This window comes from Companilactobacillus furfuricola, from assembly GCF_003946325.1.
In the GTDB taxonomy this organism is placed as follows: domain Bacteria; phylum Bacillota; class Bacilli; order Lactobacillales; family Lactobacillaceae; genus Companilactobacillus; species Companilactobacillus furfuricola.
Window position 1 is genome coordinate 1 of sequence record NZ_RHNT01000054.1, and the last position, 15,728, is coordinate 15,728.

Consider the following 15,728-nt stretch of genomic DNA (forward strand, 5'->3'; position numbering starts at 1 on the left):
TTGTATACGGAAGGACTAATTTTATCAACTTTTTTAAAAAGTGTAGACTAGTCTTTTTGGAATCAACAGGCAACCTAAATCTTGATGAATTTCTTGATGGCTAACCAAAGTACAACAAGAACCAATAAATTGCCAAGATAAATTTGGCGGCTGAGCCCATATAGCGCCCTGCCCCTCCACCTAGGTTTGTGTCATAATCTCTCTCGAGGTTTGAGATTTACCGACTTTTTTCTGTTAAATTGTCACTCTTTGTGCTTCCTAGTTTTTACTTGTCTATCTCAGTTTCTTTGCTTTCTGGTAAGTTCTAAAGATTGGTTCAAGTGCAAAGGATTAAGGAATATTGATGTTAAAGAAAATAAAAATTGGACATAAAAAAAAGCCCTCGATGAGGACTTTTTTCTTGTTTCTTAATTATTTGAATGATACTCCATCGCTTACGCGAATCCATTCGTCAGTTGATACACGGTAGTATGTGTTGCCTTCTCCGTCTGTTGCTGACTTGTCTGTGTACCATGATGTGTTTCCTGCTAGTCCACGGTTTGAACGTGTGCCATTGCTTGAGAACAATGCGTATACGAAGCCGTCTGGACCTGCTAGGTCAACTGTGTGATGACCTGTTAGGTTTGAAATTGTTCCTAAGGCGTTTGAGCCGTTGTTTTCGTCACCTGAGAATGTTACGTCATCAGCGTTTACCCATTCGTGTGTTGATACGTGGTATTGTTTTAGGCCTGTTTTTGAGTTTGTTCTGCTCTTGTCAGTTGCCCAAGCTGAATTTGCGGCTACGGCACGGTTTGTTAGGTTGTTGTTGTCATCGTATAATGATGCAACGTTGTTACCAACTGTTACTTTACCGTTAGCATTGTCTTCAACCCATACGCCGTTTTCTATGTTAGCGTCGTTGTTGTTATCTTCGTTGTTATTATTGTCGTCTGTGTCAGGTTTGTCTGTGTTGTTGTCAAAGCCTGAACCTACTTGGAATTCACGAACATATGTGATTGAGTTGTTAGCTGAAGAAACATTTTGACCATAAGCATCTTTGTTGTTCAACGTGATTCTTTGTGAGCCATCTTTTTTCATTGCATTGTAAATTGAGATAACATTTACTGCGTCTGGAGCAAATTCCAAAGTAACAGGTTGGTAATATGTTAAGCCGTCACCCGCGAATTTCTCACTAACTCCAGCTGTATTGCCATTCTTAAGAATTGCATCTGATTCATTATTGTAAAAATTACCAGGTTTTACTTTAGAAGGTTTTACTGTTTCGCCTTTTTCATTTGTAACTTTAGCATCAACACTAGTCGTTAGTTTTTGAGCAAATGCACTATCACCAGCGTTAACATGAATAGGTGTTGTGAATGAAACGTTCAAACTTGTTGAAACGGCAGCAACTTCTTTATTGTTAACAAAAGTAATTGTTGTGCTACCAAGATTTGCATTGTCATTATCAGGATCTGTGACTTTGATGGTAAATGCCATTGAGAAGCCATTTCCCAACTCTTTAAAGCTATCATAGGTTGTTTGCAAGTCTTGAGCATTTGCTGAACCAGTTGTAATTTCAAAATCAAGCACATCACCATCAGATTTTAAAGCTGTACGTAAATCAGGAGTTCCCGCTGCAGCCCTCCACAAATCCTCTGCTAATTCACTGGATTTAACTGTTTTTCCGTTGTCAGCAATAAGGTAACTCAAGTCACCTTCACTTGTTCCGGTATAAACAACGCTTTCTTTACCAATAGACGTTAATGCTTCAACAGATTTTTTAGATGCATCATCTTTGGCATCTTCTTTGTTAGCATCACTGTCGGCTTTTGCCTTTGTAGCGGTTTCATACATTTTTTCTACAACTTCTGCTACCTTCTTACCAGTTTCTGTTTGTGTAATATTTGGTTTAATGACACCCCAAACGCCCTTAACAAAATCATTGAAACCATTTGAAGAACTTGTAGTGTCGGCTGCTTGAACAGTTTGTGTTGTGCTCCCTACAGCTGATGTTGCTACTGGAGAAATAGCTAATAATGTGCAGCAGCTATTCCTGCGTACTTAATCTTTCTCATAATATCCTCCCCAGGATTTGTTTTCACGATCCATTATTATGACCATGTATGTCAAATACTATAAGAAAAAATTATTGCTTGCAACAAGATATTTTATATTTTAAGTGAACTTTAAAAAAGAGAAAACTGCTCGCTCGTTGAAATATTGGGACAGATGAGCTGTTTTTGTGTATCTATTGTTCCAAAAAAATAATTTGTCTACAGGTTGTATTTTTTTCAATATATATGTCATAGCACAGCAGTGATGACTGACAATATTAAATCATTTAACATATCCAAGGAAAAAAAAAGACCCATCAGTCAAAGACTGATGAATCTAATTTCTGTTGTGCTCATTCGAGAAACAACAGGGTTTACAAGGTTGTGTTCAATTAATAATATACCAACTGGCAAATGAATTTACTAGTTATTTTTTACCATTATATCAACAAACAATATTTGTTGATTATTTAAATTGTACTCCGCTAGTTAGTTTGACCCATTCATCGGTTGAAAGACGGTAATATTGGCTTCCGTCTTTACCGTAACCAATTTTATCGGTGTACCAGTCAGTGTTTCCGGCTAAGCTACGATTGGATTGTTTGCCGTCTTTTTTGTAAAGCTTGAAGACTGGTTTGCCGCTTAGGTGAAGTGTTCCTGGGTGAATGTCGACGATCGATGTGAAGGCGGTGCTTGATGCTTGATTGCCTTGAATTTGCTTGAAGGTTACATCCTTTTCACTGACCCATTCGTGAGTTGAAACACGATATTGACCTTCCTTGGTGATCTTGTTGACACGATATTGATCGGTGATCCAAGGAGTACCGGCGCCAAGTTCACGGTTATCAGGTTTTCCATTATCGTCAACTAAATCTGCATTTCTACCGCCAACATTCAAGGTGCCGCTAGTTGGTGTGACATCCCAATTCTCGGCATCGTTCACATGATCTGGATCAACATCAGGTTTCTTGTTTGGATCAACCTTTGGTGTGACCTTTAGCATACGGATGAATGTGATGCTGTTGTTTGTGTAGTCAGGATAGCTTTGGAATTGAGTGAAGGTACCACCATTGACCGAAATAGCATTGACTTTCTGGGTTGCACTTGGATCTTGTTGAGCACCCATGCCAGCTCCCATACCAGTAAACTTACTACCTAAACTGATTAATTGATTGATCAAATCTTTAATAGAAATGCCCTTCTTTTGGGCGGTTTGCTTCATTGAATCGTTAATTTTTTGTAAATCCACTCCACTTGAAGCTTTATCGAAAGTTATGGTAATAGGTTGGAAAAGTGTGGCATCTGTCTTCGGCAATTTATCCTCATCATATGTCTTACCAGATTGGCTGAAAGCAGATTGTTGTGAATAGTATAAATCACCAACCGAAGTAGTAAATGGTACTGGAGTTCCATTTTGATCTATTGCAACTACATTTGCATTGTCTTCGCTCTTCAGTTCACTGGTATCCATTTCTGCCGGTACGGCCATATTATCGGCATAATTAATTCCTAGTTGTGTAACTGTAATGTGCGGTGCTACTGGATTCTTATAATTTGCGTTGTTGGTGAATGTTATAGTTTTTTGTGCAACAAGTTCATCTTGATAGTTCACAATTTTGATAGGTAAATCAAATTTGGCGCCATCACCACGATAATAAGTTTTTAATGCTTGATCAATAAGTGTCGCTTTATCAACACCAGCACCAAAGATTATTTTACCCCTAATTGGTGACAGGCCGAGGAACGGTCTGAATGCTAGAAAATCGTCAATTGTTTGAACTGTTGATTCGGGAAATCCAAGTGCAGTAATTGGAAATGATTTATTTAATTTTTCAAATGCTTCTGCATTTAGTTTAGTTCCAAAACTATTAGCCAATATACCAAAATTTGGACAAAGATTTCCATTGTCATAGGTAACCGTATTTGGCATCGCATTTAAAACTTTTTCTGCAGCTATTCTCTCCTTGCTTGGTCCTGTTAATGCATGAGAAGCTTCATGTGTTACTTCTTTAGCTGCTTCATGTATAGCTTCCTTCTCGATCTTATTTTTTTCATTTTTAAATCCATTACTTACAGCATGTACTGCATTTCCCAATACGTTTCCTAAGAATCCATATGTTGATACAGGTATGTTGCCATTTGCTGTAGTAGCATTATTGGCATCATTCACATTTGAAATGGCAGTATTGTCAGTAATTTGATTGTTAGTATTTTCAGTAGTAGCAGCGTGGACTGCGGTGGTATTTTCCACGCTTTCGCCAATTACTGGTGCGACAGCTAATAAAGTGGCAGCTGTTATGCCAACATATTTAATTTTTTTCATAATTCTCTCCCCAATTTTCTTCTCAATGGTAGTATTCCCTGCGTTATATAGCGCAACTTGAGATTACGTCCGTGGCGTATATTTGACAACAAATAAATCTATTTCTTAACTTCAACTTAACTTTAACTTTACACAAAATTTACATTGGGAAAATTCAATTATGGACTGGTATTATCATATTTATATTGTTTTCATTTAAATTAAGCCATCTTCTTGCAACGGCGTTTTAATTGACATTATGTATTAACTTGTCTATTTATATTTAATATTAGTAAATTTTTTTACGAGAAATCCTACTTTTTCTGATAAAAAAACATAATTCAAACGTCCATTTATTATGAAAAATCTCATAGCAAAAATAGTAGTCTTCCCTGGTGATCTTCGATATGATTAACTCATCATTTGAAGAAAGGAGGGGGAGCTTTTGGATCGTATCGATCAATTTCGATACGACTTTCAAAATTGGGGTGAAGAAACGCAATTTAGGATAGCTGAGCATTATGCCGAAGAAGAAGGCAATATTGAGAATCTGGCTACTGCCGATGCGCTGGGTTTCTTAGTTAAAAAGTGTCTCGAAGACGATAAATTGTTCGACGAAGTTTACACTCACTATTTGCATTATTTTGCTGAGAATTTGGCCTATACGGACGAAGATATCATCAATTACAAAGACTATCGCCTATTCATCTATAATCGTGGATTGACGCCTGAAATTGGAAGTCTGGTCAAGTTAACGTACTTGCCAAACGCAGAATTGATTCCTAAAGACATTTGGTGCACTGTTATGTCACCAAACGTCGCTAAAGAACGCGCAACTGGTAATTTAATCAAGTTCCATCCAGAATGCATCAAAACAAAATTAACACCGCCATCATTTGATTTTCTTGAAGATTAACTAATTAAATATTAATGACCAAGTTGGACAATGCTTTTGTTCAGCTTTTTTAAAATAAGAGAGTGGAAGACGCTGTCGTCTGGAGCTCGTTTCCACACCAAAAAAAGATCCCTCCATAAAATTATGGAGAGATCTTATTTTTTATATATTAAACTTCATCGAATTATGAGTTGGAATAGATGATTATTTAAAGTTTACACCAGAACCGGCACGTACCCATTCGTCAGTTGATACACGGTAGTATGTGTTACCTTCGGCATCAGTAGCTGACTTGTCTGTTTGCCATGCTGTTAATCCAGCCAAACCACGTGTAGCATTGCTACCGTCTGACTTGAACAATGTGTAAACGAATCCAGCAGGACCGTCTAATGTAACTACGTGACCTGTACCAAGATCAGTAACATTACCTAGACCGTTGCCGTTATCACCTTTAGCATAGAACGTAACGTCACTAGCATTTACCCATTCGTGTGTTGAAACGTGATATTGAATTTCACCAGTCTTATCGTTTGTACGATATTTGTCAGTTGCCCAGTCTGTACTTGCGGCAATTGAACGTGTTGTAAGCTTGTTGTTGTCATCATACAAGTGTGCCAAATCATTACCTACTCTAACAGTACCTGGTGCATCTGTTTCTGTCCATGAATCTTCTGAAGGTTCTACTTCTTTGTCGCCTACTTTGATAGCACGAACAAGTTTGATTGTATCTGGTTGGTTAGGAATAACGTTTGCAGCAACTGCATTTGCATCATTGATTGTGAATGATACGCCATCTTTAACAGCTTGTGCGTTGTTGTAAATACTATTTACGTTAACGTCATTGCCTAGAGTGATGTTAACTGCTTGATAGTATGTAGCATCTTTAGTGTTAAATTTTGTATCTTTGATGGCCTTGTCTGTGTTTTGACTCAAAGCGTCTGCTTTAGTTGTGTAAATATTTTGTGAAGGTTGAACTTTTGTGATCTCAACATCGTCACCATTTTGATCAGTAACAGAAGCGTCAAAAGATGTTGTGTGCTTAACTGAAGCAGTTGAGTCTCCAACTTGAGCAATATATGGATCTGCATAGTTTACATCAAGTGATGTAACGCCTTCAGTTGATTTGTCTTTGTTTGTGAAGTTGATTGTTTTGCTTTCGTTAATGCCATCTCCATCAGTAGCTGTAATTTTAAGCGAGATAGTACCACCGTTAGCAATTACATCTTTAACACGTGTGTTAAAGTCAGCATAGTTTGAATATTGTGGTGATGAAATTGTATATTTTACAGTATCATCGTTTTCCAAAACGTTCTTGTTATCAATACTAATACCATTACGGGTAGCATCAACACTCTTCAATGCCTCAAATGACTTGAATGACATTTCTTTACCATAATTATTAGCATTGATATCAGAGAAGAATGTGTATCCTGCTCCTGTATCTGATGAAACGTCACTTAAAGTATTGAAATACTTAGCAACTGTATTACTTAATGTTGTATCTGTAGCAGCTTGGGCTACATTAGTATTTGAAATTGAGTTTACTACTGGTGTTGCGACTGGTGCGACTGTAAGCAAGGCAGCGGCAGCGATTCCAGCGTATTTGATATTCTTCTTCATTTATTAATCCCCCCCAGGACTTAAAAAATTTGAATTATTTTTTTGGTATGTGGTATCTGTCCACAACACCTAGTATATTTGTTTATTAATTGTGAATCATTTTATGAACTGATATTAAGCATAAATGTAACTTTACTGTATTATTGAAATATTTTTGACACACAATGTGCTGAAATTGATTCTTTTTTGTGTTTTTTTTGCAAAAAAATAGCTAATCCTAAATTTTCCTTTAAGACCTTCTTAATAAAAATGTAACGTTTACATTGTTAAAAACAAATTTCACAATCTTTTTTACTGGTCACCATTCAATTTTTTGTGGCATAAATGCACTTCTCAACCAATAATGATTAAAATGTGAAAATCTATCTTCATAAAAATAATACAATCATTGCATTTAAGATAAAAAAGGAGGAAAATCCATTTTCTGGTTTCTCCTCCTCTTCAATTTCATAAACTGTAATGTAATAGTCTTTCTTCATATTATCCTAATTTTTGACTTCCGATGGAAAAATAACAATCGAACGAATTCTTCTATGCAATACGATAATTGCTTTGAACATCGTTGATCTCAAACTATCAAATAATATACAAACCACCGTGATAAGAACAACACTTAAAAATCCGCAAACATTTACAATTTTAATATCATTTATCTGAGAAAATCCAAAGTATTTCCATAATGGCTTGATCATAAAAACATTCTCTGTTATCAAATAAACTGCGAACACATGTTTTGAAAAGAAGTTAATAACCGGATTGTAAAATGGTTTGATATTGGTGAATATCATAAATAGTCCACTTGCTGCCAACATTGCAAAAAATCCCGTATATATTTTAATAAAACGATATTTCAGGATCACAATGTCAAAATAAGCAATTGTATAAATAATCAAAATATTTACAACGACTAAGAATATACCTAGTATTAATGATTTTGTACTTTTATTTAAAAATATACGAATGTATGCCCCGATGTAGTATGCCGTAATAACAATTCCCAGACCCACAGTCTCTGATGCGACGTTATTATTCAAAAGTGGGAAAACACCGCAAGTTATCGCCAGTATTAATATTAAAAATCCCATTTCGCTTCTTTTCCACAATTGTATATTGCGATTTAGATACGGAACTAATAGAAGCAATATTATAAATGCCGTAACAAACCAATAGTGATTGAACAAAATTGGAAAAACTGATTTCATAATGTTTGGGACATGATTAAATGGCACCAGTGGATCTCTTAAATTGGGGAAGTTATCAAGTGGGAGATGAAAATATATTCCCACTAATAAAAATAAGAAATCATAAAATAACAATTCGGAATATATAGACTTAATCTTTAATCCAGACTTCCTTATAGAAACGACACTTTTACTCAAATAAAATCCGGTAATCATTACAAAAACATATACTCCAATATCACCTAATGGTAAATACATAAGTGATTCAAATGCCTCCATTAATTTTCCATTGGCAATTAATTGATCACTCCTAGATCCTTGACCCCACAAACTGAAATGATGCAAAGTTATCAGAATCATGGAGAATATTCTTAACATTTCAATTGCTGAATTTCTCTTTGCTCGTGGCATACTATGCTCCTTTAATAAAAACAAGGAATTCTTCAAATTACAAGAATTCCTTGTTTTATGAATTTATTTTAATCACTCATTGATTATGATGGTGAGAAGATTACATCCTCATCTCTAAGATATGTGTTGACCCCAATTCTGAAGAAGAAATGTCCATTTACAAAAATGTGTTGATCTGTTATCCATTCTGAATCGGGAGCTGCCATTCTGCCATCAAGGATGTTTCCATTTGAATCATAAGTTGAAACGTAAACTCCATTCAAAACTTTAACTTTGCCCCATTCGTTAATTGCTCGATTAGAATCTGTATTTATAGTTTCTGTCGTGCTAGCATTAACCGATTGTGCACTATTTAAAATTGTCGTAACAGATGGTGCAATACCTAATCCAAGAATTGCGACACTCGTTAATAATGTAGTTTTTAAACTCATAATAACTCCTCCTGTTAACTAATATAGATAGTGGTTAGGATTTTATGGAAATCAGATCTTAATCACGAATTTAGAATATCATTCAAGAGTTTTGTGCAACTCTCATCTTTTAGACAATAAAAGGACAAGTTTTAGTCATCTAGCCAAATAAGATATTTACCATTCTTATATGCTTCACAAAATTGCACCAGTCCCTCCTGTTGACGGCGCTCAATTGTTTTCATGCTAAGATATCCCCCATAAACAAGTTCTGATATCTCGATGCAACTATGTTTTTCTTTTGATAAATAAGTAAAATAGATCACTTCCAAATTTTCTATACTTAAAGTCCCCAACGCTTTTTGTATAGCAACTAGTTCTCTTTTGGCTTCGTTTGAAATAGATCCCTGGGTACTTTGGACTTTCTTAACATGAAAAAGAGATGATATTTGTTCTTTAGAATAGTAGTTGGTTAATCCCTCTTCACACATACGAGATAGTCTGCGATACTTCTTTAAGATATCTCGGGCATTTTTCCTGGTCTTCTTTTTGTCTATTTCTTGAAATATATCCATTATTTCCTCCCATGATTAAAAGTTCTGGCACTATAAATCTCCTAAAATCTCATTGGATCATTGCCACTAAAAAGATCATGAAGATATGGTTTATTCTCCCTAATTAGAAGGGGATTCCTTTTTGGTTTAACCATAGTTTTATAGACACTGAATAATCCAACACCTGCAATCATGGAAATAATTGGAATAAATTCTATTCGATATCTTCCCTGAACTTCAATTATCAACTCAACCAGTGCAAATCCAAGCACAGGAAGAATGAATAAAATAATGGGAGATACATTTTCTATTTTAAAAAGTCGATATGAACCAATCCAGGAGAAAATGATTACCATAAAACTCCCTAAGAATCCTAATAAGGTAACGATTTGCGTTAACCTATCCGTATGAATCGAGTTAAACTGGGTAAAGGATATAGCTTCGCTGTTTCTTGCCCATAAAAATGAAATTTTATTGACGAATAATTTTAACCATTGATGCTTTTCATTAAGGTCTCTAATTTGTTGATTCAAGACTACTTTTTCATGTAACTTATTTAACTTTCTTGAGGAAGAAGCATTTAAAGAGTCATCAAGGTCTGCTGAATACATTCCATGTGACTGATAATTCAAGCCTGCAATAAACTTCCATTGAGTATCATAATTTTTTAACCCGTAGGGATTAAGACCTGATTTCTGAACTAATAAACTGGTTCCTGAAAGTATCACAAAACACGTCATCGCAAATAGAGCAATTTTTAAAACGGAATATAGCTTGGGTTTCTTTAAAAAGAATATTAATAAAAATAAAATAGCTCCCATGAATACTACCGGTCCTACGGGGCGAATGATCCATCCCGATGAAAGAACTATTCCTGACAAGAATAACGACCAATACTTATTGATTAGAAGTAAGTAAAGCGCAATTAAGAATAGTAAGGATCCTAGATACTGATTATCTGCTTGACTCGACAACGCAAACCAATCTAAATTGACTGACAGTAACAAAACTGATAATCGAGAAACTCTTATGTCATGGAAAACTCGATTACTTATCAGATACGTCATTAATAAAATAAGAACTTGAACAACTATATTTGCCATTTGCATTGCAAAAATATTAGTTCCAAAAATTTTAACTATTATCATGACATATATCATAAATCCGCTCTGATATGCGTACTTTGCAAAATAATCATTATCAGAATGAAATAATGGAACTCCTTTTAACGCAGACTGTGCATGATACCAAAAATTTCCAAAATCGCTAATTTGATGTTGTGGAACGACTCTTAGCCATTCTATTGATGCAGCGGTAAAAAGCAGCAACATAAAGGCTAATACTACTGCATTGGTGTATCTACTATCTGTCCTAATTAACATTAACAACAAAGTGTAGAGCGAAATGAATACGAAAAATGAGGCTATTATAGCTACATTGGATACTGTGTTTTTAAAAATATATGTGGAGACAAAAAACCTAGTACTTAGCGCTAAAACAATTGTCGTAAAAATAAAAAAACAAACTAAAGTAAATCGGGAAGATAATTCTTGGATCTTTATCATAATAATCAGTTCCTCTTCTCTCATAATTAGCATCTTTAACAATCGAATAAATTTTGTAATAACAATATTGAATTCTCACAATGTATGAATCATCAGAATATCTTTGCTAGAAATCATTTTACTGATCATTTATTGTTGATTTATTAATTAAGTGTTTTTACATGAATGGATTATATTAGTGACCATTCTAACAAGCACGCATATTCACTTAAGTCTTCTGAAACAAAATATTACTTATGATTTCCATCCCTTTGGCTTGACCTACTGCTGCTTTGCCAAATAATCAGGACATTTAAACATTTGTTGATTTTTAAAATGACATGACTATTAAGTACATGATAAATATAGCAATTATCAAGAAACACATAAAGCATTATTTAGGAAATAAAATCATATTTTTTAACTTTATTTAAATACGATTAATTATCTCTAATAATTTGATTGTGGTTTTTTAACAATAATAAAAAAATATTTACCATATTCTTACTAACTTTTTGAAAAGTAAAGTTTTATTTCAACTTAATGAAGAGATTATTAATGAATTAAAAAACATTAATATTAATTATTCTGTAAAATCTCATATGGATTATATTGATTTCAGAATTATATTTTTTAGTTCAAAAAATATTAAACCGTTTTTATAGAATGATTGATTACTTTGGCTAATTCAAGAAAAATCAATGCTAATGTTGAGTTTATCAACTAGATTATGCATATTTTGAGAGAAATAAGGTGTATTATCATGAATTTTTTTTAAATTTGTTTTGACAAATTGAACTAGAATTTGTTAATATGAATTCAGCAAAAAACAGTTGCGTTTTAGCGATGATTGTTTTGCCTGTCATAAAAAAAGCCCATATGCAAATGCATATTGGGCTTTTTTTATATTTTATCTATCAATTTATCATGTAAAACACTATATGCCATAAAGAATTTTCTACAAGTGGTATCGCTTAAATTTTTATCCTTAATTTTGTTACTGTAAAGCAAATAGTCTAGAATTTCATTTTCATTAATTCCATCATTCTCAATGTTTTTTACAAAGAATGCAATTTTTTTCTTAAATTGAATCCCTGTTTTCTTTTCTTCGAATATTTGTGTTGGAGACATACCACTCCTTACTAATTCATCCAATTTCGGTTCATCTTTTTTGGGAATAGATATTTTCTCAATAATTGTACTTAGATCCTTAAAATTACTTAATCTTTGGTTTATTCTTTTTCTATCCTTATCGCTAATATTATTATTAGTGAAATTAACATTTGTTAAGTATTTAGATATAGGTAGCATAGATGTTGATGATGTATTTGTAATAAATTTTATGGCAATGTCTTCGGGTAACCGTTCACTTTCTTCAGAAAAGTACGCTCTTATATAATCGACATAATCCGGATATTTATATATCCACCTTTCATCACCTAATGCGACTACCAAATTTTTATTATTCAATTCATGTGGTAGATTCTTTAAATCTACAAAAGAAGTTAGCACTTTATTCAGATGACCTTGTTGACCTTTAACATCAATGATTTTTTTTAATGCTGAACTATACTTAGCCAACTCAGAAGGCGTAAAACCTTGCTCAATCGCTGAAATACTTGAGTATATTTTGGAAAAGTTGTCAGTTTTTATTTCAGTATAGTAAGCATTGTTCTCAGTAGATCTTGTTGATTGAACCAATTTGTTCTCACCAGGAACATAATCCACTACTCCGATTCGTTGTGCAGCATCGTCTATTGACGATGGCATATTGTCTGACAAATCTTTAAGTAACTCTTGGATATTCTTATCAGTAAGAGAATAACCGATAAAGACAATGGGCGATTCTGTTAAATGACTCAAAATTTTAGCGTTCACTATATCCGAAGTATGCTTTAGCTCTTCATAGTCACTTTCAGTGATAACAATGGAGTTGGGGGAACTAATCGATCCATGAATCTTATACAATTCATTAAGATCATTTGCTGGTTCAAACAATCCCTGATTACCATTTTTAATACTTATAGCGTTGTTCAAACTCTTTTCAATAAATTGATCATAATTTGTTGTAACAATCATCCTGGCTTTCTTTAACATCGATGTGAATTTCTTTATCTCTTCTTTCCTATCATCTCTAAATTTCAAACCATCAAAAATTTCGGCAATCTGCTCTCGAAATGGTGATTTTCCTTTCTTATGTGCTTCTTTTGGCGTCAGATTATTTAATTGAATTCTTTCAGCATAGAATGCTCGATCATATTCTTGTTCCAAAAAAGTTGCAATATTTGTATAAATTTCAAAATCATTTTTTCCTTGATTCTTTAAATCATTAAATTTGGATAAATATTTTTCCTCAATGCCACCCTTTTCCAAATTTGTTCTAGTAGTTGATCCCAAGTTGGTGCATTCTCAAAATACCTTTGAGTAATACCTGACCCAATAAAAATAATCGGAAATTGATTGTTTCTTTGTAAATTGTCAAAGTATTCTGATTCAGTCATTGTTAAATTTTCCCTTCAGTAAGTGTAATGATTTGTTTTATATCATAAAGTGTAAATAAGTAACACATAGGAATGCATAGTTTTCTGAATATATTTCAAAAAAATTGATTTAATCCCTTGATAAGTTTTTGGTATTAAACGATGTTTTGGTTTATCCATTATCTTACATCGTAAAATGTAGTCAGTAAGTGTTGCATAACAATAACAATATCGATATTCAAATATATCAAACATGTAGTTTAATGTTTTGGGAATCAATTGTACGATTTTTACAAATAAATTTTGTAAGGGGATCGTTAGAAATTCATGAAAAAGAGGCTCAAAGCACACAAAATCTTAATTATCACACACATCATACTATACTTTATTATTTTGATACTAGCATTTCATCCAATGGAGAATATTTATCAGTTGATGGCAGTACTCACACCGATGATATTCATTATTGGAGCTTATGTTGCATTTTTCTTTTGGGGATTAAAACGATATTATCTAACTCCAGCTAAGCAATTTGATAATTTTGTGTCAGATTTAATGACTAAGAGATTGGCTGAGGATAGTATTCACAATCATATGAATTCCGCACATGAATTCTATCTAGTAATGTGGAAGCCAACCATAAGTCTTAGACATCACCATATGGGTAACTTTAATTCAAATATTAAATTTATGAGTACTGGTGACTTGCATTTTTTAAAAATCATATTAAATTATTACAAAACAAATATACTCGACCTGCATAGATCCGTAATAATTATTCTGTCAATTTTTGGAGCTGTAAGTGGTTATGATTTTTTAGACAAATCACTCAAACTAAACTTACTATGGGTTGTAATGGCTGTATTGATAGGTATGATTCCACTCGTAATTTTAGTATATTTTTATGAATGGAATGCCAAGCCATTACTCATGCAGTTAGAAGAAATGATCAATTCAGCAATTAATCAAAAATAAATTTTCCACTTTAATACAGCATCTATTGTAAAATCTGCAAAACGTTAAGATGTGGATTATTGATAATTCACTATATCGAGTTATGATGAGGTACAAATCATCATAGAATGGTGTACTAGAATAATAATCTGTCTATCAACTATTCAAAGATTTTTTAGGTTCATCATTAATGATATTGTCTATAATGGGATTATCTTGAATATCTCATCCAATAATTGCACCTTCTATAAAATAAAGCTAGCAACTAATATCCCGATTGAGATAACTTGAATCAATTTTTGTTAAGAAATCTAAGTACTACTGGTTATCTATTCGTAGCCAAAAAAAAGGAGTTTGCACAAGCCATTGGCTTTGCAAACTCCTTTTGTATTTCAAGAAACTATTTTCCAAATTTCAATGAAACACTTTTTATTTATCTAGTGAATTTCCTTTTAATAAAACCGTACAGCCCCACTTCTGTAAAAAAGGCGGTTTCATTATTTAACGAGCGAACTCATCAAATAGATGTGCCAAAGGCACTTGTTGAGTAATCACTGACACACTTCAGTGATTGATTGTAAGAACCGAAGACGGTTCAAAGATTTTTGTCAATTACAAGAATTGATCAAACGATGTAGGTAATAGTGATAGCTTAAATAAAATTATTCAAAGTTAACGCCATTACCAGCTTTAATCCATTCATCAGTAGATACACGATAATATGTAGTACCATCTGAATCTTTAGCTGTCTTATCAGTCAACCATGAAGTTGCTCCAGCAAGACCACGACTAGCTAGTTTACCAGTTGAATCATATAGTGAGTAAACAAAGCCTGAAGGTCCGTCAAGGTTAACAACATGTCTACCTTCAAGATCAGTAACATCTGTCAATCCAGCAGGTGTTTGACCATCTGAATATGAAACATCTTCAGCGGCAACCCATTCGTGTGTTGATACACGATATTGAACTGCACCAGTAGTGTTATTAACACGTTTTTCATCAGTTAGCCAAGGTGTATTAGTAGCAAGTGAACGACCTGTTGAAGGTTGACCATTATCATCGCAAAGTGCAGCGATTGAACCGCCAACTGTAACAATGCCTTTAATTGGTGTAACTGTCCAATTTGAAGCAGCGGTTGAACTTACTTTGATTTCACGAACATAAGTCAATGGTTGAGTACTTGATGTTTTACCACCATTGACATTTTTACTAATAGCTTTATTACCATTTAAAGTAATCCCGCCACCTTTGCCGTTCTCATAATTACTAAAGATTGTGTTCAAGTCTGCTGATGGATCAAGTGTAACTGTTACAGGTTGATAATATGTTGCTCCATCTGTTGTA

10 protein-coding genes and 1 pseudogene are annotated in these 15,728 nt (G+C 33.6%); 2 read left to right on the plus strand and 9 right to left on the minus strand.

Annotated elements, in window-relative coordinates; translation table 11 throughout:
* Positions 1 to 411 precede the first annotated feature (411 nt).
* Positions 412 to 1,833 carry a hypothetical protein gene (locus EKM78_RS10580; RefSeq protein WP_125772067.1) on the minus strand — a complete coding sequence of 474 codons (1,422 nt, stop codon included), beginning with the start codon at positions 1,831 to 1,833 and terminating at the stop codon, positions 412 to 414.
* Positions 1,834 to 2,499: 666 nt separating this feature from the next.
* Entirely contained in the window at positions 2,500 to 4,356 is a 1,857-nt protein-coding gene (locus tag EKM78_RS10585; protein WP_125772069.1) for a hypothetical protein, read from the minus strand.
* 424 nt (positions 4,357 to 4,780) lie between these two features.
* On the opposite strand from EKM78_RS10585, the gene EKM78_RS10590 reads away from it, so the two are divergent.
* Positions 4,781 to 5,251, plus strand: a complete 471-nt coding sequence (locus tag EKM78_RS10590) for a hypothetical protein (protein WP_125772071.1) — start codon at positions 4,781 to 4,783, stop codon at positions 5,249 to 5,251.
* 183 nt (positions 5,252 to 5,434) lie between these two features.
* Here EKM78_RS10590 and EKM78_RS10595 read toward each other — a convergent pair whose 3' ends face one another.
* The 6 genes from EKM78_RS10595 to EKM78_RS10620 form a co-directional block, all read right to left on the minus strand.
* Positions 5,435 to 6,850 carry a hypothetical protein gene (locus tag EKM78_RS10595; RefSeq protein ID WP_125772073.1) on the minus strand — a complete coding sequence of 472 codons (1,416 nt, stop codon included), beginning with the start codon at positions 6,848 to 6,850 and terminating at the stop codon, positions 5,435 to 5,437.
* A gap of 485 nt (positions 6,851 to 7,335) precedes the next feature.
* Positions 7,336 to 8,442 (minus strand): acyltransferase family protein, encoded by a 1,107-nt coding sequence (locus EKM78_RS10600; protein ID WP_125772074.1) that lies wholly within the window; start codon positions 8,440 to 8,442, stop codon positions 7,336 to 7,338.
* Between the two features lie 83 nt (positions 8,443 to 8,525).
* Complete coding sequence (locus EKM78_RS10605; RefSeq protein ID WP_125772076.1) at positions 8,526 to 8,873, minus strand: hypothetical protein; 348 nt, start codon at positions 8,871 to 8,873, stop codon at positions 8,526 to 8,528.
* A gap of 131 nt (positions 8,874 to 9,004) precedes the next feature.
* Positions 9,005 to 9,427 carry an ArpU family phage packaging/lysis transcriptional regulator gene (locus EKM78_RS10610; RefSeq protein ID WP_125772078.1) on the minus strand — a complete coding sequence of 141 codons (423 nt, stop codon included), beginning with the start codon at positions 9,425 to 9,427 and terminating at the stop codon, positions 9,005 to 9,007.
* A gap of 41 nt (positions 9,428 to 9,468) precedes the next feature.
* Positions 9,469 to 10,995, minus strand: a complete 1,527-nt coding sequence (locus EKM78_RS10615) for a hypothetical protein (RefSeq protein WP_125772080.1) — start codon at positions 10,993 to 10,995, stop codon at positions 9,469 to 9,471.
* A gap of 858 nt (positions 10,996 to 11,853) precedes the next feature.
* On the minus strand, positions 11,854 to 13,347 hold the full coding sequence (locus EKM78_RS10620) for an SIR2 family protein (protein WP_125772082.1): 1,494 nt from the start codon (positions 13,345 to 13,347) through the stop codon (positions 11,854 to 11,856).
* A gap of 497 nt (positions 13,348 to 13,844) precedes the next feature.
* Between EKM78_RS10620 and EKM78_RS10625 the strand changes: the two genes are divergently transcribed.
* The gene (locus tag EKM78_RS10625) at positions 13,845 to 14,405 is read left to right on the plus strand and encodes a hypothetical protein (RefSeq protein WP_164507311.1); all 561 of its coding nucleotides are present in this window, start codon (positions 13,845 to 13,847) and stop codon (positions 14,403 to 14,405) included.
* Between the two features lie 641 nt (positions 14,406 to 15,046).
* Here EKM78_RS10625 and EKM78_RS12810 read toward each other — a convergent pair.
* Positions 15,047 to 15,728 (minus strand): annotated as a pseudogene (locus EKM78_RS12810) (SLAP domain-containing protein); the annotation flags it as partial.

Bases quoted from the DNA above. Each gene is read 5' to 3' on its own strand.
- EKM78_RS10580 (WP_125772067.1), bottom strand. From the start codon at position 1,833: ATGTATGAAACCGCTACAAAGGCAAAAGCCGACAGTGATGCTAACAAA.
- EKM78_RS10585 (WP_125772069.1), bottom strand. From the start codon at position 4,356: ATGAAAAAAATTAAATATGTTGGCATAACAGCTGCCACTTTATTAGCT.
- EKM78_RS10595 (WP_125772073.1), bottom strand. From the start codon at position 6,850: ATGAAGAAGAATATCAAATACGCTGGAATCGCTGCCGCTGCCTTGCTT.
- EKM78_RS10600 (WP_125772074.1), bottom strand. From the start codon at position 8,442: ATGCCACGAGCAAAGAGAAATTCAGCAATTGAAATGTTAAGAATATTC.
- EKM78_RS10605 (WP_125772076.1), bottom strand. From the start codon at position 8,873: ATGAGTTTAAAAACTACATTATTAACGAGTGTCGCAATTCTTGGATTA.
- EKM78_RS10610 (WP_125772078.1), bottom strand. From the start codon at position 9,427: ATGGATATATTTCAAGAAATAGACAAAAAGAAGACCAGGAAAAATGCC.
- EKM78_RS10615 (WP_125772080.1), bottom strand. From the start codon at position 10,995: ATGAGAGAAGAGGAACTGATTATTATGATAAAGATCCAAGAATTATCT.
- EKM78_RS10625 (WP_164507311.1), top strand. From the start codon at position 13,845: ATGGAGAATATTTATCAGTTGATGGCAGTACTCACACCGATGATATTC.